The organism is Archangium sp. Cb G35, from assembly GCF_001896145.1.
Lineage (GTDB): Bacteria > Myxococcota > Myxococcia > Myxococcales > Myxococcaceae > Archangium > Archangium violaceum.
This window is the reverse complement of the sequence record NZ_MPOI01000018.1, coordinates 1-17,077: the sequence shown is the minus strand read 5'-3', so window position 1 is coordinate 17,077 and position 17,077 is coordinate 1. Positions and strand designations below refer to the sequence as shown.

General features: G+C 69.3%; 14 protein-coding genes and 1 rRNA gene. 4 read left to right on the top strand and 11 right to left on the bottom strand.

Annotation, left to right across the window (positions count from 1 at the left end):
* Position 1: 1 nt before the first annotated feature.
* From BO221_RS43655 to BO221_RS43620, 8 genes are all read right to left on the bottom strand, one after another.
* The gene (locus tag BO221_RS43655; protein ID WP_083682385.1) at positions 2-2,050 is read right to left on the bottom strand and encodes an MASE1 domain-containing protein; all 2,049 of its coding nucleotides are present in this window, start codon (positions 2,048-2,050) and stop codon (positions 2-4) included.
* 103 nt (positions 2,051-2,153) lie between these two features.
* Positions 2,154-2,780 carry a TetR/AcrR family transcriptional regulator gene (locus BO221_RS43650; RefSeq protein ID WP_073566858.1) on the bottom strand — a complete coding sequence of 209 codons (627 nt, stop codon included), beginning with the start codon at positions 2,778-2,780 and terminating at the stop codon, positions 2,154-2,156.
* The gene (locus BO221_RS43645; RefSeq protein ID WP_073566857.1) at positions 2,777-4,114 is read right to left on the bottom strand and encodes a cytochrome P450; all 1,338 of its coding nucleotides are present in this window, start codon (positions 4,112-4,114) and stop codon (positions 2,777-2,779) included. Before BO221_RS43645 ends, BO221_RS43650 begins: the two co-directional genes overlap by 4 nt.
* Positions 4,115-4,199: 85 nt before the next feature.
* Positions 4,200-6,926, bottom strand: coding sequence for a DUF4105 domain-containing protein (locus BO221_RS43640; protein ID WP_073566856.1), 2,727 nt, complete (start codon positions 6,924-6,926; stop codon positions 4,200-4,202).
* Positions 6,923-7,705, bottom strand: coding sequence for a hypothetical protein (locus BO221_RS54415; RefSeq protein ID WP_143196030.1), 783 nt, complete (start codon positions 7,703-7,705; stop codon positions 6,923-6,925). The genes BO221_RS43640 and BO221_RS54415 overlap by 4 nt, the downstream gene beginning before the upstream one ends.
* A gap of 169 nt (positions 7,706-7,874) precedes the next feature.
* Positions 7,875-9,692 (bottom strand): hypothetical protein, encoded by a 1,818-nt coding sequence (locus BO221_RS43630; protein ID WP_073566855.1) that lies wholly within the window; start codon positions 9,690-9,692, stop codon positions 7,875-7,877.
* 138 nt (positions 9,693-9,830) lie between these two features.
* On the bottom strand, positions 9,831-10,262 hold the full coding sequence (locus BO221_RS43625) for a universal stress protein (RefSeq protein WP_073566854.1): 432 nt from the start codon (positions 10,260-10,262) through the stop codon (positions 9,831-9,833).
* A 145-nt stretch (positions 10,263-10,407) separates the two neighbouring features.
* A complete protein-coding gene (locus tag BO221_RS43620) occupies positions 10,408-11,610 on the bottom strand; it encodes an ABC transporter substrate-binding protein (protein ID WP_073566853.1) in 1,203 nt (400 codons plus the stop codon).
* 137 nt (positions 11,611-11,747) lie between these two features.
* Between BO221_RS43620 and BO221_RS43615 the strand changes: the two genes are divergently transcribed.
* Both BO221_RS43615 and BO221_RS43610 read left to right on the top strand, forming a co-directional pair.
* Positions 11,748-12,029, top strand: a complete 282-nt coding sequence (locus tag BO221_RS43615) for a hypothetical protein (RefSeq protein ID WP_073566852.1) — start codon at positions 11,748-11,750, stop codon at positions 12,027-12,029.
* Between the two features lie 62 nt (positions 12,030-12,091).
* Positions 12,092-12,709, top strand: a complete 618-nt coding sequence (locus BO221_RS43610) for a TIGR02265 family protein (protein ID WP_073566851.1) — start codon at positions 12,092-12,094, stop codon at positions 12,707-12,709.
* A 13-nt stretch (positions 12,710-12,722) separates the two neighbouring features.
* Here the strand turns inward: BO221_RS43610 and BO221_RS54410 are convergent, their stop codons facing one another.
* Together BO221_RS54410 and BO221_RS43600 are read right to left on the bottom strand one after the other, a co-directional pair.
* Positions 12,723-13,580 carry a class I SAM-dependent methyltransferase gene (locus tag BO221_RS54410; protein ID WP_143196029.1) on the bottom strand — a complete coding sequence of 286 codons (858 nt, stop codon included), beginning with the start codon at positions 13,578-13,580 and terminating at the stop codon, positions 12,723-12,725.
* Positions 13,581-13,911: 331 nt separating this feature from the next.
* A complete protein-coding gene (locus BO221_RS43600; protein ID WP_073566849.1) occupies positions 13,912-14,673 on the bottom strand; it encodes an SDR family NAD(P)-dependent oxidoreductase in 762 nt (253 codons plus the stop codon).
* Between the two features lie 234 nt (positions 14,674-14,907).
* Here BO221_RS43600 and BO221_RS43595 point away from each other — a divergent pair, with 234 nt between their 5' ends.
* The gene (locus BO221_RS43595) at positions 14,908-15,198 is read left to right on the top strand and encodes a hypothetical protein (protein WP_073566848.1); all 291 of its coding nucleotides are present in this window, start codon (positions 14,908-14,910) and stop codon (positions 15,196-15,198) included.
* A gap of 8 nt (positions 15,199-15,206) precedes the next feature.
* On the top strand, positions 15,207-16,424 hold the full coding sequence (locus BO221_RS43590) for an IS701 family transposase (protein WP_233166195.1): 1,218 nt from the start codon (positions 15,207-15,209) through the stop codon (positions 16,422-16,424).
* 470 nt (positions 16,425-16,894) lie between these two features.
* Here the strand turns inward: BO221_RS43590 and rrf are convergent.
* A 5S ribosomal RNA gene (gene rrf, locus BO221_RS43585) occupies positions 16,895-17,011 on the bottom strand.
* Positions 17,012-17,077: the final 66 nt, after the last annotated feature.

Below are 17,077 nucleotides of genomic sequence, written 5' to 3'. Positions count from 1 at the left end.
CTCACGCCGGGGGCGGGTGCTCCGTGGCCTCTCCGGCTCCGGGCCGCTGTCCTGGCGGGAGCAGCAGCATGAAGGTGGAGCCCTCTCCGGGGCGGCTCTCCACGTGAATCGTCCCGCCATGGGACTCGGCGATCTGCCGGGCGAGGAACAGCCCCAGGCCCAGCCCTCCGTACCTGCGGGACGACACCGCCCGCTCGAAGCGCTCGAAGATGCGCTCCAGCGCCTCGGGGGCGATGCCGATGCCATGGTCCCTCACCGCGATGCGCACCAGACCGCCCTCGGCGGAGACGTGGATGTCGATGGGGCGCCCGGCGCCGAACTTGAGCGCGTTCGCCAGCAGGTTGATGAGCGCCTGCTCGATGCGGCCCCGGTCCCACCACGTGGTGAGGCCCGGCTCGGCCTCCAGGCGCAACGGACTGCCGGCCCGCGTGGCCTCCTCGTCGAAGGTGTCCAGCACCTGCTCCACCAGCTCGGCCACGTCCACCGCTTCCCGCTGGAGCTCCAGCTTGCCGGTGGTGATGCGTCCCACGTCCAGCAGCCGCTCGACGAGTTGACTCAGCCGCTCGAGCTGGCGTGACGTCGCGCGGACCTTCTCGCGCGCGGCCTCGGAGGCCCGCTCCCGGCGCAGCAGCGTGTCGAGGCTCCGCATGCGCAGCATGAGCACGGTCAGCGGTGTGCGCAGCTCGTGGGCGGCGATGGCGATGAACTCGTTGCGGGCCTCGATGGCCTGTTGGGCCTCCGCGTACAGCCTCGCGCTCTCCAGGGCCATGCCGCAGCGGTAGGCCAGCTCCCCGGCCAGGGAGAGCTCCGCCGCTTCCGCGCCGTGGGCCTGCTCGTCGCTCATGAGCACGAGCACTCCCTGGACCTGGTCCCGGACCCAGATCGGAGCCAGCACCACCGTGCCCTCCCGGGTGCTCCAGCGCCTGGAGGTGGTGGGCAGTGGCGGCACGTACCCGCGCAGACGCGCTTCCCGGGCGGGGCTCCATCCCGCCTGCGCCACCCGCTCCAGCAGACCGTTTCCGCCCACCAGCCACACCGCGCAGCCCGCGCACGTCCGTGGGACGACGAGGCGCGCCACGCGCGGAAGGGTCTCCCGGACGTCCAGCGACGCCGCGAGCACCGTGCCCGTCTTCACCAGGAGCCGCTGGAGCTCCTCGGTGCGCCACCGCTCGGAGACCACCGCCGCCAGCGTCAGCGCCGTCAGGCCGAGGATCGCCAGGAAGACCTGGAGGGTGAGCAACTTCTCGGGCTGCGAGGCGGCCAGGGTGTTGAAGGGTCCTCGCCCGAAGAGGGTGTGCCAGAGCGCGATGAAGGCCACCACCACCGAGGTGCTCGCCGCACCCTGGGGGCCTCTCCGCAGCGCTCCCCACAGGATGAAGAAGAAGGTGACGTAGATCAGCGAGGCCCGGAGCCCTCTGGGGGCGGGGTGGCCGAAGATGAGGTGCGCGCCCAGCGCCGTCAGCGAGAGCATCACCCCGAGCTCCGCGAGGTGGCGGAACCGTCTCGAGCGGAAGGCGGCGGGCGTCCACGTCAACAGCAGGGGCGCGACGAGGATCGTCCCCAGCCCATCACTGAGCCACCAGTTGGCCCAGTCCGCCAGGAAGGAGGCCGGTCTGTGCGAGAAGGTATAGCCGAGGGCACCGAGCGTGGCGCTGACCAGGGGGCTCACCAGTCCTCCGAAGAGGAGCAGTCCCGCGAGTTCCCAGCGGCGGGTGAGCCGGACGTCGGTGCCCACGAACCGCCAGATCAACCACGCGCCCAGCAGGGCGCGCAGGCTGTTGGCCAGGGCCCAGATGACGGATGTCCAGAGGGGGATGGGGAAGCCACGGAGCCGTATCGAAACGAGATCGGCCAGGAAGATGGCGGCCAGCAGGACAGGCCAGCCCTGGGGCCGGGTGCGCAGCAGGAAGGCCAGGGAGAGCCCGCTCGGCAGCCAGAGCACGGCACTCGGGTGGGGCGGGATGACGAAGTGGTTGGAGAACCATCCCGTCACGATGAACGCCGCCCCGAGCACCAGTGCGCGGAGCCACACTGTCCTGGAAGGTTCCATCCTGCCCCCACCCGGAAGGCTATGCCCCGCTTCCCAGGTGCACTTCCCACGAGCAGGCGCCAGTGCTCCCCTGCCTGGAGACGGACCTGCCCAGGCTTCCCGGTCAGGCCCGGGGGCCGCGCGGCTTCCGGGCTGGGGCCGGCGGGCCCTCCGGCTTCATGCGGATGCCGTCGAGAATCACTCCCAGCATGCGGGGGTAGAGTTGCTCCGCCGTGATCTCCAGCTCCTCGAGCACGTCTGGCCGCAGGAGCTGGTCCACCAGGGTGAGCATCATGCGGACGACGAGCCGGGGCTCCACGTCCGCGCGCAGCGCACCGGCCTTCACTCCCGCCGCGAGGAACGCACCGAAGCGCGCCTGTACCGACTCGCGCCGCAGCTCCGCCAGCTTCTGCCAGAGCGTGGGGGCGTCCCGCTGGAGATCCCGCAGCAGCGTGGCCGAGCTCCCGTAGCGGCCCGCCAGCGTGCGGACGAAGGTCTCCAGCCGCACGCCGAACTCCACCCGCTCGTCCTCGATGATGGCCTGCAGCGCCGCACCGAGGCGTGCGAGGCCGGCCTCGATGACCACCTCGCCCAGCGCCTCCTTGCTGGAGAAGTGCCGGTAGAGCGTCTTCTTGCTCATCCGCAGCTCGGTGGCGAGGTCGTCCATCGTCACGCGCGAGTAGCCGTGGGTGAGGAAGAACTGCTCGGCCTTCTCCAGGATGCGGGTGCGTGCCTCGTCCGCTTCCGTCACGCGAGGGCTCCCTGGCGAGGCCCCTCGTACACCATCCCCACGCCGCCGCCGGGGCCGATGGTGACGTTGCGGCGCACCGGACGCTCCGGCGTGTCGCTCGCGAGCGAGAAACGGTGCACGGCCAGCAACGTGCCCAGGACGATGCGCATCTCGTACTGCGCGAAGGCGGCCCCGATGCAGCGCCGCGCGCCGCCGCCGAAGGGCAGGTACTCGAAGGGCGAGTACTTGCGCTCGAGGAAGCGCTCGGGGCGGAAGCGCTCGGGCTCGGGGTAGGTGGCCGGGTCCACGTGCGCCAGGGCGATGGCGGCCATGAGGGCGGTGCCGGGCGGCAGTTCGCGCCCGCGCAGGGTGAAGGGCGCCACGGTGCGGCGGCCCACCACCGCGACGATGGGATGGAGGCGCAGCGACTCGTCACACACCGCGGTGAGGTAGGGCAGCTTCGCGAGCGCTTCCGGGTCGGGCACCGGGCCCAGCGGGGCCAGCTCCTCCAGCAGCCGCTGCTTCGTCTCGGGGATGCGGTGCAGGTGGTAGAGGGCCCAGGCCATGCCGATGGCCGTCGTCTCGTGGCCGGCGATGAGCAGGGTGCGCAGCTCGTCCTTCAGCTCCCCGTCCGTCATGGGCTGGCCGTCCTCGTCCCGCGCGGTGAGCAGCAGGCTGAGGATGTCGGTGTGGCCGGCCTCGTGTCCGCGCCGGGTGGTGAGGTCCTCCGTCAACAACTGGTCCAACTCCGTCACGTAGCGCTGGAATCGCGCCCAGGGGCCCATGCCGCCGAAGGAGCGGCGCAGCGGCACCGCCATCATCAGCAGCGGCGTATAGGCCTCCATGTAGCCCGCCAGCACCTCGCGGTAGCGCCGTACGCGCTCCGGCTCCTCGATGCCGAAGACGGCGCGGATGATGACCTCGAGCGAGATGGACTGGGTGAGATCCTGGGCGCGGAAGGGGCCGCCCGGGCGCAGCGTCTCCACCGCGCGCAGGGTGAGCTCCTGCATGAGCTGCCCATAGGCGCGCATGCGCTCGCCATGGAAGGGGGGCATGAGCAGCTTGCGCTCGCGCTTGTGGCGCTGCCCGCCCATCAGCAGCAGCGAGTTGTCTCCCACCGCGGGCGCCAGGGGGAGCTGGCCCAGCGGCTCGAAGGTGGCGGGGTCCGCGCTGAAGATGTCGCGGATGCCCTCCGGGCTTCCCGTGATGACCACGTTGCCCACCGGCAGCGGCGCGGTGAACGGATCTCCGTAGCGCTCGCGGCAGTCGACGAAGAAGCGGGTGACGTCCCGGATGAAGCGGAACGTCTGCACCGGGGTGATGCGGGGCCCGGACGGCAGCTGCGGCGTGCTCATGGCTCGTCCTCCTGGGAACGGCACTGGAAACTGAGGAAACTATAAGCGTTTCCAGAGTTTCCGGCAACCCTTCCCGGGGCTCGGGTCACATCAGCTCGACGGCCAGGTCCAGACGGGGTTCGAACTGGCCCGAGGGCAGGGCGTCGAGCTGTCCTTCCCAGCGCACCTGGGCCCGGGGAGAGAGCCGGACACCCCGGCGGCCCCATTGTCCGAGGAGCAGGTCCATCCGGAGCGAGGCCTCGGCCTCGTGCCGCAGTCCTCGGTGCAGGGTGTACGTGGGGGACCAGGCGGCCTCCAGGCGCACCGCGTTGGCCAGCGAGCCGGGCAGGTCCACGCGCTGCGAGAAGGAGAGCCGGGGACCCACGGCGGGCGCGAGCTCGTCACGCCCCCAGCGCAGCGCGGCCCGGGCACCCAGGCCCAGCGCGGCGTAGTGCTCGAAGTGGCGGCCCTCGTCCAGTACGAGGAGCGCCTCGGCCTGGGCGGTGGCCCGGTGCGGCAGCGTCTGTCCTTGCTCCCTCGATTCGAGCTGGGCCTCCATGCCCCAGCCCAGCTCATCGAGCAGGGTGCTCCGGTGCCAGGGTGGCTCGCGCAGCAACGTCCGGTAGCCCAGGAGCGTGAGCCGCGAGTCCAACACGCGCGGCAGGCCCCGCCGGGGCTCCAGGCGTATCTCACCGTCGAGCACGCGCAGCTCGCTGCTGGAGCGGTAGCCGTGCAGGTACGACTCGCCCAGGGCCTGGCTCAGGCCCGCTGTCCGCAGCCCCACCACGGGCCGCACCCGTCCCGAGGGCGCCAGGTCCATGCCCACCATCACCGCCGTCCGCGCCGCGCCCGAGCTCCGCGGGGCGCGTGAGGAAAGCTCCTGCTCCACCCGCGTCTTGCGCGCGCGATCCCTCTCCAGGAAGGCGAGGGGATCCACCTCGGAGAAGAGCTCCGTCTGAAGTCCTCCCTGCACCTCGGTGGCGGTGATGAAGGTGGACTCGATGGCCTCGGCCCGCGCGAGGATCCGTGCCTCCTCTTCCGTGGGCTCCCGCTTGTCCGCGGTGGCCAGCGCCTGCTGCAACAGGGTGATGCGATCGAGCGTCGCGAGCTTGCGCTGTAGCACGTCCTCCCGCTCGAAGAGGAGCTGGCGCTCGCGCACGTCTTCCTCGGGCGTGGACACGGCCGTGTGGATCTTCACCAGCAGCTCCCGCTCCACCTTCAGCCGCTCGTCCTCGGCCCGGTCCACTTCCGAGCGCTCCACCCGCACCGACCAGGCGAGGTACGCATGCAGCAGCGTGCGCACGGACTCGCGCTCCCGCTCCGGCGCGGAGGCGAGCACGGCCTCGGCCAGCGCGGGCACCCGGGACCATGCGTCGCGGCGCTTCTCCGGCTCGGGGGATTGGAGCCGCCGGTGCAGCAGGCGCAGCTTCGTGTGCGCCTCGGGCCCCACCCGCGTGGCCAGGGCCTCGAGTGCTTCCTCCCGGGACTCGTGGGCGCGCAGGGCCCGCTCGCCGGTGGACTCGAAGTCGTCCGGGATGTGCTCCAGCAGCTCCACCCGGGCGAACGCATCCAGCACGGCACCGGGCAGCACCCAGAGGGAGCCGGGCGAGCGCACCCGGCGGCCCTCTTCCAGCGCGCCGTTGACGAGGAAGACGAGCGCGCTCGCGCAGTTGTCGGTCAGGAAGTAGTAGGGCAGGTAGCCGCGCCGTTCCATCTCCCAGACGCGCTCCAGCAGCCGCACCTGCTCGCTCGGGGTGAGGCGCAGGCGGAAGCGGCGGATGGTGCGCTGCTCCAACTCCAGCGTCTCGTGCGCGAGGTCCCCCATCGTCGAGGTGAGGAAGCCCAGCGAGAAGCCTCCGGCCAGCCCCTTGGCGATGTAGCGCGGGCCTCCCGTCTCCACCCCCGTCAGGGCCACGGGCTGCACCACCGCCTCGAAGCCCGGCCCTCGCGGGATGTCCCCCTCGTGCCACACCGGCCGCATCAACAGGTGGCCGAAGAGGGACTCGGGCTGCCGGCCCGTGGAAGCCACCATGAGCAGCTCGAAGTGTGACAGCTCTCCGGCGTTGGCCCACCTGTCGAAGGCGGGGCATGGCGCGCGGGGCGGCGGCGTCCAGAGCCCCTGCGCGGCCAGCAGCTCCCCGAGGGCCCGCGTCTTGGAGAGCTCCTGGCAGGACACCCGGTCATCCACCGGGAGGGCCTCCTCGCGCAGGGACTCGGCCGGGACGAACAGCTCCTCGGCGAAGGTGACCAGGTCCAGGGACGCGCTCTTCTGTCCGCGCGCCCGGCTGAAGGCTCCCGCATAGGAGAGGAGGGATTGCTCGCTCAGGGTGAGCGGCCGATCGAAGGGGGCGAGCCAACCGGACAGACGGCGCCAGCCTGGAGCGCGGCTCCAGTGGCGCGCATCGTCCCAGCGTTGCATCACCGCGTGCACCACCGCGCGGCGGCGCCACAACCGCTCCAGCTCGGCGCCGGTGAGGCGGGCCGTGCGCAGCGTGGCCCGCCGCTCCTGGGTGGGAACGAAGTCATAGAGGTGGAATTGGCGCCGGTCCTCGTTCCAGTCCGGCCGGCGCTCGGAGTCGTTGCCCATGCCCAGCGGCGCCGGTTCCGGGTGCAGCACCAGCTCCAGCGGTCCGCCGGGAGGACGGCGCAGCGCGGGGGGAAGCGCGGTGAGCCCGGCCTCCACCTCCGTGACGAGCGCCGCGACCTCCGAGGCCGGAGCGCGCAGCACCAGTCCATGCTCCGTCTCCAGTGTGCGGACGCGCTCGGCCAGTGTCCGCGCGGCGGCGGGTTGCGCCACCACGAGCCCGGTCACCAGCGCCACCAGGGTCCTCATTCCATGACTCCGTAGGCCGCGAGGAACGCGAGCCGGTCCTCCTCCAGCCGCTGCTCGGTGCGAGCGAGCTGCCCCACCCGCGCGAGCCATCCGAGGGCGCGCTCGGGCGTGAGCGAGGAAGACTCGGCGAGCGCGAGCAGCTCGCCCCGGTGCTCGCGCAGCACCCGGCCGAAGACCCGGAGGTTCTCGCGGCGGATGCGCGCCATGGCGGCGAGGTCCTCGATGCTGGGGCCGGCTCCGAGCGCCAGGTCCTCCCGCAGCTGATGGGTGCGTGCGCGCAGATACGCCTGGGCGGCCTCGCCCACGTTCGCGGGAGGCGGGGGGCCAGCGGACGGGGCCTTCATGATCATCCAGAAGGCGAGGCCCAGCCCGCCCAGGGTGGCACCCACGACACTGAAGGACACGACGTTGCCGCCCCTGCTGCTCTGGGAGTTCTCCGAGGTCCCCCCGGATTGGGATTGACTGGCTTCACCCTCGCCCGAGTTGCCCGAGTTGGACTCACTCGAGGGCCCCTGCGAGCTCTCACTGGACTGGGACTGACTGGAGTCACCCGAGTTGGACTCACTCGAGTTGCCCGAGTTGGAGTCGCTCGAGTTGCCCGAGTTGGACTCACTCGAGTTGCCCGAGTTGGAGTCGCTCGACGCGTTGGATGAGGCGCCCGAGCCTGAGTCCGAGGCACTCATGGAGCCCGCGCCCACGGCTCCAGGTGTCTGACATCCCGAGACCAACAGCCAGGTGATTGCCCCGATGACGCGTGTCCGCTGACCCTTCATCTTCATGTCGCCCCCTGAGGTGATGTTCACGCGCGGACAGCCTAGCCATTGGCGTGCCGACGGTCCTGCCTCGGACTTCCAGGGGGTTGCGGGGACTCACTCCGGGTCCATGCGAAGCGCACTTGGCGCTCATGTGCAGGCCCATGCACGAGTCCCGCGCATTGACGCGGTGCGCTCAGGGCTGGGGTTGCTTGAGCCGCACGCCGTGCTCGCGCTCCAACAGGGCCTGCGTTTCGGCGGACACGCCCGTGCCGCGCAGGTCGAGCTCGCGCAGCCGCGGCAATTGGAGGAGTGCCGTCATTCCCGCGTCCGTTACGGTGTCACGCGTCAAATACAGTGTGCGAAGCGAATGGGGCAGGTGTGCGAGGCCCGCGTCCGTGATGCGGGTGCTCGCCAGACTGAGCCAGGTGAGCTGGCTCAACCTCGTGAGCAGCGGAGCGCTCGAGTCCTCGACCTTCGTGCCACCGAGGTCCAGGGCGGTGAGGCGAGGCAGCCGTTCGAGCGCCGAGAGCCCTGGCCCCTGGATGGGCGAGGAGCGGACATAGAGTGTCTCCAGATCAGTCAGCGCGGTGAGGTGCTGGAGCCCAGCGTCCGTCACCTGCGTCTTCACGAGGTGCAGGGACTGGAGGCGCGGGAAGAGCCGCAGCGTGGCGAGCCCCTCATCGGTGATGCCGGTGCGGCTCAGGTCGAGGTGACGCAGGGCCTCGCGCGGACCCAACTGGCGTGGGCCCTCGGCGCCGAGGGTTGTCGCGCTGAGGTCGAGCCGGGCGAGGGAGTGCAGGGGCTCGAGTGCTTCCAGGGAGGCGTCGTCGAGCGTGAGCCCGGAGAGGGCGAGGGACTCCAGCCGCTCGAAACCTCCGACGAGGCGCAGCCCGGTGGCGGTGACGGCGGTGCGGGACAGGTCCAACTCGCGCAGCGAGCGCAGGGAGATGAGGTGCTGGAGACCAGCATCGGTGAGGGCCGAGTCCTCGAGCTGGAGCACCGCCAGCTTCTGGAGGCCGGAGAGCCAGCGGAGCCCGGTGCCTCCGGCGCGTGTCTTGCTGAGCACGAGGGCGGACAGGGAGCCCAGTCCGGCGAGGTGCTCGAGCCCGGCGTCCGACACCCGGGTGCCGCCCAGGTGGAGCGCCGCCAGGGTTCGCAGCCCGGCGATATGGACCAGCCCCGCGTCGGTAGTGGCGGTCCTCGCCAGGCCGAGCTCCACCAGTTGGGGCATGTGGCGGAGGGCGGCGAGCCCCGTGTCGGTGACCGGGGTTCCACTGAGGATGAGCGTGCGCAGGTGCGAGCCGGGCAGCAGGGCGAGCACGGTGTCATCGGACATGGTGTCGGAGAGGTCGAGCCACTCCAGGTGGGGAAGGTGGGCGAGGAAGTCGAGTCCCGGAGGTCCGACGGCGGTGCTTCCGAGTCCGAGACGGCGCAGCCCGGTGAGGCTGGCGAGGGACGGCAGGCCCCGGAGCGACACGGCGGTCTCGTTCAGCAGCAGCTCGGAGAGCCCTGTCCTTCCTTCCAGGTGGATGAGTCCCTTGTTGGTCACGCGGGTGCGCTCGAGGTGGAGCGACGTCAACGTCTCCAGGCCGCGGAGGGCAGCGAGATGCGCATCGCCAAGGGCCGTATCCGAGAGGTACAGGGTGGTGAGGCGGGTGCCCTCGACGAGCCGGGCGAGCAGGGCGGGCGTGGGGAGTCCCTGTTCGCCAAAGGAGAGACCCGGGACCTGGTACTCGCGCAGCACCGATGCGAGCGCGAGGGCTTCCGCCTCGGTGCGGACGGTAGCCAGGGGGACGGCGTACATGCGGGCGTCCGGTGGCCTGGCGAAACCGGATTCCGCGGGCAATGCCCCGAGGTCGAAGGCAGTGCCGTCCGGAAGGAGCCGGTACAACCGTAGAAGAGGACGAAGCGGCTCGGCGACGACGGGAGGAAGAGGAGGAGCGGGAGGCGTGGGACGAGGAGGCGTCGCACAGGCCGAGGCCAGGAACAGCGGAAGAAGAAACCGGACCATCCCCGGAGCCTACTTCCCCTCGCCCTCCGGGAGAGGGACGGGGTGAGGGTACCCGGCTCCCAGGTTGAACCCGTGTAAACCCCCTCTCCCTTTGGGAGAGGGTTGGGGTGAGGGTCAGCGAATGAGAATCACCGCGTCTCAGTGCACCACGGTGACAGGCCGTCCGGCGTGCTGAACGACGCGGTCGCTCACGGAGCCGAGTAACCACTTGCCGCCGGGATTGAGGCCGCGGGCGCCGACGACGATGTGATCGGCGCCGAGCTTGTCGGCCATGGAGACGATGGTATCGGCGGGGCGGCCGATCTCCACGACCTTCTCCACCTGGGCCTTGGGGAGATCGGCGGCGACTTCATCGAGCATGCGCCGGACGGCGTCCAACTCCTCGGGGGAGCGCTGGGGCCCGGAGATGATCTCCGAGTCCAGGAAGCCGAGGGAGAGCATGCGAGGGGGCTCGAGCACGAAGAGGAGGGTGATGCGCGAGCCCGTCTGCTGAGCCAGGTCATGAGCGAAGCGCGCGGCCTTGCGAGAGGTCTGCGAGCCGTCGATGGCGACGAGGATGTGGTGGATCACGTCCGCCTCCAGGGAAGGAACCGGGGGCGAGGACCCCCATACCGTCAGGGTGGGGCGGGGCGCGCCAGGGGCAAGCGGGAGCCGGTCCCGGACGTGGGCGGGGGGGAAGGCGCCCGCCCGCCCGTCAGCCGGGCCGCCAGGGCGGTTACGGCTTCACGGTGGTGACGAACTTCGTCTTCCCGCCCTCGACCTGGAGAATCACGGCCTCCTTCACCGCGTCGCGATTCTTGTCGAGGTTGATGGTGCCACCCACGCCGGGGAAGTCCTTGGTGGCCGCGATGGCGTCGCGGATGGAGGCGCGCGACAGGTCCGGCGCGCGCTTCATCGCGTCGATGGCGAGCTTCGCGGCGTCATAGGCCAGGGCGGCCACGCTGTCCGGCAAGGCGCCGCCGTGGGCCGCCTTGTACTTCGCGATGAACTCCTGCACGCGCGCATCCGGGTTATTCACCGAGTAGTGGTTGGAGTAGTAGCTGCCCTCGAGCGCGGTGCCGCCCAGCTCGAAGAGCTTGTCGGACTCCCAGCCATCGCCGCCGAGCAGCGGCACGGAGAGCCCCAGCTCGCGCGCCTGCCGGGCGATGAGGCCCACGTCGGTGTAGTAGCCGGGCACGAAGAGGGCCTCGGGCCGGGCCTGCTTGAAGGCGGTGATCTGCGCGCGGAAGTCCGTATCGCCCTTGGAGTAGCTCTCGTTGGCGACGATGGCGCCGCCCATCTCGGAGAACTTCCGGCTGAACACGCCTGTCAGCCCCACCGAGTAGTCGCTCTTGTTGTCCTGCAGCACGGCCACCCGGTTGAGCTTCAGGTTCTCGCGGGCGAACTTCGCCATCACGAAGCCCTGGAAGGGATCGATGAAGCAGACGCGGAAGATGTAGTCGCCCTTGCGGGTGACGGCGGGGTTGGTGGAGGTGGGGGTGATCATCGGCACGCCGGCCGCCTGGGCCTTCTCCGCCATGGCCATGGAGTTGGTGGAGGCGGCCTCGCCGAGGATGACGGACACCTTGTCGTGGGAGATGAGGCGCGTGGCCGCCTGGGCGGCCTCCTCGGGCCTGCCCTGGCTGTCGTAGACGCGCACCTCCAGCTTCTTGCCCTTCACCCCGCCCGCGGCATTGGCCTCCGCCACGGCCATGGCGATGCCATTGCGCGCGGAGACGCCGAAGGTGGCCTCGCTGCCCGTGAGGCTGCCCACCTGGCCCAGGAGGATGGTGTCCGAGTCCACCGGAGGAGCCCCGGTGGAGGCCGAGGCCGGCGAGGGGGCGGGCTGGGAAGCGGGCGCGGGAGGGGCCTTCTTTTCACAAGCGGCCATCAGCACGGTGAGTGCGGCGAGCAGCATCGGGACGGCGGAACGGCGCATGCGTACTTCCTCCACGAATGGCGTCGCCCGCCTTCTAGCGCACTCCCGTCCCGCTGGCTTGCCTGGCTCCTCCGTGCCCACGTTGACACCCGGTAGGGGGGCCGATTTTCCTTCGGCCCCCTCAGGAGGACACCGGAATGCGGCTTCGGGAAATGACATGGAGGCTCATCGCGCCAGTCGCGGTGGGCATGGTGCTGGCGGCCTGTGGATCGGAAGGGTACGACCTGACGTGCTCCGGGGCCGAGGACTGTCTCGAGTCCGAGCTCTGCCATCCGACGGACAAGGTGTGCGTGCAGTTGTGTACCACCCTGACGGACTGCCCCCCGAGGGCCGATGTCTGCGAGGCGTTGAGCGACCCGAGCGGTCCGAAGATCTGCAAATGCCCGACAAAGGAGTGTGTGAGCGACAGGCCGTCGTAGCCACGAGGGGTAGACTCCCAGGCCGGCGGCGAGGGACCTGTGAGAAGGCTTGAGGCCGACGAATGAGCGATGAGACGGGTGAGGGCCGGGGACCCTCGTATGATGCGCGGGAGGATCTGGAGAGCCGGTTGCGCCTGGCGACGCCGGAGTACACCACGCGCGGCATCCTGTTCCTGGCCACGTTGGCGTCCGTCCGGGAACTCGGTGGTGAGGAGATGGTGAAGCGCTGCGTGGAGGCGAGCGGGGAGTCGGAGTTCGTGGAGTTCTTCAACTATCCCACCAGCGCCCTCCTCCAGATGCTGGGCACCGCGGCCGGGTCGCTGGGCGGCAGCCAGGGGAGCTACGCGGAGGTCCTGCGGTACATCGCGAAGCGGACCGTGGAGCTCTACATGACGTCCGTGGTGGGCAGGTCCGCGCAACTGGTGTCCTCGACGGACCCCATGCGCCTGGTGCGGACCCTGGAGGCGCTCTACAAGGTGTCGATGGTCTACTCGGAGCCCACGGTGGTCTGGAAGGGGCCCAAGCGAGGAGTCCTCACCGTTCAACGCACCTTCACGCCCCTCGCGTATCACGAGGGCGGAGCGCTCACCCTCGGGGCCATGTTGGGCTTGAAGAACGTGGAGGCACATGCGCGGCCCACGGGACCGCTCAGTCTGGAGTTGGAGCTCTCCTGGGAATAGGCGGGGCGCGGGTTCAGCGGCGGGTGAGCTCGAGGTAGATGAGGTTCTCGGTTTCGTCCCGGAAGAGCGCCTGCCGGCGGAGCTGGTTCCTGGGAATGTCGCTCATCCATCCCGCCACCTCGGACTCGTCGCGGTAGATGAGCCACCAATCCATGCAGGCCTCCATGTATGCCTTGAAGGCGGAGTCCTTGTGCGGGTCGGCGTAGTTGGCCAGGAGCAGCCGGCCGCCGGGGCGCAGCATGGAGAAGAGCTGGGCGGTCAGGCGGATGGCGACGGGCTGCGGGAGGTAGTCGTAGAGCCCGGACGCGTAGACGAGGTCCATGTCCTCGAAGCGCAACTGGTTGCGCAGGATGTCCTTCACGGAGCCGGCCACCGGCTTGACGCCCAGGTATCCGAGCTCACTGTCGATCACCCCCAGGCTCTGGAGATCCTGATCCAGCGCCAGGAACTCGCTCACCTGCCGCTGCTGCACGGCCCGCGAGCGCCGGGACTCCCGCAGGTGGCCGCACGCCACGGAGAGGATCCGGGCATCGGCTCGCTCCGCCGACACCTGGTCGATGTACCGCGCCAGATAGTCCCTGCGCCCCCGGAGGGAGGCGGTGCTCCTCTGCGCACACAAGAACCGGTTGAGCTCCACTCCGGTGTCCGTGGTGCCGAGGCGCTCGGGGGCGAGATCCTCGTAGACGAAGTCGAGCATCACCGCATCACCGGCGTACCGGCGTGGCTTCTCGAAGCCCCGGCGGGTGAAGGGCTCCTGACGGACGAGGGAATGAACGGGGTGGGGGCGGCACGTCTCGATGCAGAAGCGCCGCCAGTCCTCGGGGACGAGCGTGGCGCGCGCATGTCCCAGGGACGAGAGCAGGGTGCGCATGCCCTGGGAGACCTCCCCGCCGAGTATCTGCGCATGGGCCAAGTCCAGTCCTTCCGTCAGGGGAGCCCGCCACCGCGAGGCCCACTCCTCCGTCACGTTTGATTCGTGAGAGTTGCCATTCACCTGATGCGCGTGTTCCTGCATGTCATTTCTCGTTGGCTCGCCCCCCTCTCCCCCCCAGGTGAGGGCTCCTGCGCCTGGAGGTCCGTTTGTATGGGCTGATGCCCACGTTGAGTAAAATGGCTTGTGACGGTCCGCCTCTTCCTCGGCAAATGCCTCCTGCCTGCTGCCCTGGCGGGACGATGCGTGAGAGGAATCATCCGCGCGAGGCTCAGAGCACCTTGCTCGCGACGGCATCGAAGAGGAGGTTGGGCACCCACTTCGCCACGCCGACGGCGCTGGCCATCTGCCAGGGGAAACCGTACTCGGCCTCGGCGCGAAGGATGGCCTGTCCCATCAACTCCACGGCCGCGTCCGCCTCCAGGAGGAAGGGCATGGTGTGCTGGATGCGGGCGGTCATCTCGGTCTTCACGAAGCCGGGCTTGATGCAGGTGACGCGCACCCGGGTGCCCTGCAGGTCCACGCGCAGGCTTTCCAGGAAGGTGTTGAGGAAGGCCTTGGAGGCCGAGTAGGCGGCGTTCTGGGGAAGGCCCCGGCAACTGGCGAGGCTGGAGACGCCCACCAGGTGCCCGCGGTCGCGCTCCACCATGCGGGGCAGCACCGCGGACAGCGTGGCGGCGGCCCCGGTGACGTTCACGTCGATGACCTGCTTCGCGTGCTCCCAGGGGAAGTCCCGGGCGTTCGTCTGCCCGCCCACTCCGGCATTGGCCACCACCAGGTCCAGGCCGCCACAGGCGTCATCCAGCGCGCGGATGCGCTCGAGCGTGGCATCCGCGTGGGAGACATCCAACTCCACGGGCTCGACGTGGGCGCCGGCCGCCTTGGCTTCATGCGCGAGCGCCTCCAGGTGGGAACCGCGCCGGGCGGCGGCGTACACCTTCACGCCCCGCTTGCCCAACCACAGCGCCAGACCGCGTCCGAGGCCGCTGGAGGCTCCCGTCACCAGCGCCGTCCGATAGCTCATCTCGTTCATGGGCTTCCTCCTGGGCGGAGCCTGACGCGGGGAGCGTGGAAGCGGCCAGCGGCGGTGGCTTCATCTGTTCTCCACGTGAATCCAGCGGGCGCCGTGGCGCCTTCTTTCCCACCTGGCTTGTCAATACCACTCAGGTGGTAGTGACAGCGTTTGTTGGGGTTTGTACGGGAAGAAAGACTCCATGGGTTGTGTCACCATGACATCCCTTTCACTTCCCCGCCGAGGAGCGACCGCATGAGCCGTGACTCACGTGAACGGACACTCATCTCCAAGCTGACGGAGGCCCTGACCAGCTCTCTGAACCTCTCGGAGGTGTTCACCAACGCCGAGGACCTGCTGTTCCGGCTGACGCCAGCGGATTACATGGCGCTGTGTGTGTCCCGGCCGGGCCCGCAGGGTGATTACCACTACTGCGTTAGTAGCGTGAGGAGCCCTACCGGAGCAGCCAGGAAGCGGCTGGCCGGTCGCTTGGTGTCAAAGGTCGACTCGTGCGTACTACTTGGGAGGTGGAGCACGATTCAGTGAGTCAGGCGATGGACACCTTCATGGACGCTGGCGGGGTTCAACGGCTCGAGGAGTACTTCCGAAGGATTGGCGACATCCTGGGAGAGGAGAGCCGCCGGAGTTCCTTTGCTGTTTACGCCATGGGGCTGCTCGGAGATGGGGAGCGCAAGAGCATCGAACCCATTGCGGCTCGTGCCTGCCCTGACCCCACGAAGACGGATGCGATGCACCAGCGACTGCTGCATTTCGCCGTCGACTCGCGCTGGAGCGACCGGGATGTACGCCGGGAGGCTGCCCGCTATGCCCTTTCCGCCATGACGCGACGCGAGCCCGTGGAAGCCTGGATTGTCGACGACACCGGCTTCCTCAAACAGGGCAAGCATTCGGTGGGAGTGCAGCGGCAATACACCGGCTCGGCGGGAAAAATCACCAACTGCCAGATTGGCGTCAGCCTCAGCGTCGCCACCCGTACCGAGCACCTCCCCATCGACTTTGAACTGTACCTGCCCGAGTCCTGGGCCAATGACTCGACTCGCCGCCAAGAGGCCCGAATCCCTCCAGGGATTGGCTTCAAGACCAAACCCCAGCTGGCTGTGCAAATGATTGAGAGGGCCGTGGCGGACGGCGTTTCCAAGGGAGTCGTCCTGGCGGACTCCGCGTACGGAACCTCCAGTGACTTCCGCGCGCAGGTGCGCTCCTTGGGGTTGCACTATGCGGTGGGGGTAGAGCCGCAGACAACCATTTGCCTCCTCGACAACGAGGGGCGCCCTCACGGCCAGGCGGTGAGCGTCAAAGAGATGGCTTTGAGCATCCACGAGCGTGGGGGCTTTCGACGCTGCATCTGGCGTAGCGGCACCCGCGAGGAACTCTCGGCGCGCTTTGCCCTGCGTCGCGTTTTCGCCGCGGGAGTGCCCAAGGGCCAACAAGAGCCCCTCTGGCTTCTCATCGAGTGGCGCGAGGGCGAGCCCGAGCCGGCCAACTACTTCCTCATCTCCGTGCCGGACCGCATCACCAAGAAGCAACTCATCCGCCTCGTCATGCAGCGCTGGAGAACCGAGCGCGTCTACGAGGACTTGAAGGGAGAGCTCGGACTCGACCACTACGAGGGCCGTCGCTTTCCCGGTTGGCACCACCACGTCTCCGTGGCCCTTTGCTGCTACGCGTTCATCATTGCTGAACGCGTGCGGCATTTCCCCCCCTCGGCCAGAGGGGCGGATGAAGCCTACGCGCAGCCGCTCCAGGCCTGAGCGCCACTTCCACGACAGCGTCATCACCGCACGGCTCGCCATCGCCCGGGTGATTGCCTCCTGGCTGCCCCGCTGCCCCACATGCCATCGGAGGTGCCCGAACTCATCTCGCGGGCCCCTGGGCTCTTCCGTTCATCCGTCCGGGCCCTGACGCAGTAGTGCTAACTCGGGTGCGGCCAACATGGTCGCGAAATCGGCGAGAGGGAATTGATCAAAGGCGGAGCTGGCGGACGGTGCCTCGCGCGGGCAGAATCGCTCAAAGTCAGAGCGAGCATCTGCGTCCGAACTCCTCGTGCGACCATGCGGAGCAATGGGGTCCGCAGATCGAGCCAAGTGCCGACCCAGCGCTCCCCGCCCTAATGCGAGTACGCCGACATCACGGTGCGGAACGCGACGCATGCCTCGTGGGCCCGCAAAGGCGAAGGCCCCGAGTTCTCACGTGTTGTGAGGACTCGGGGCCTTCAAAAAAAATCCGGCAGCGACCTACTCTCCCGCGCGGTTTCCCGCGGAGTACCATCGGCTCTGGAGGGCTTAACTTCCGTGTTCGGGATGGGAACGGGTGGGACCCCTCCGACATTGCCACCGGAAACTGAGTGACTCGTGCATACAAAGGGTAGTTTTCAATTCTGCTTCAGAGAAGCTGGTGCCTTCTT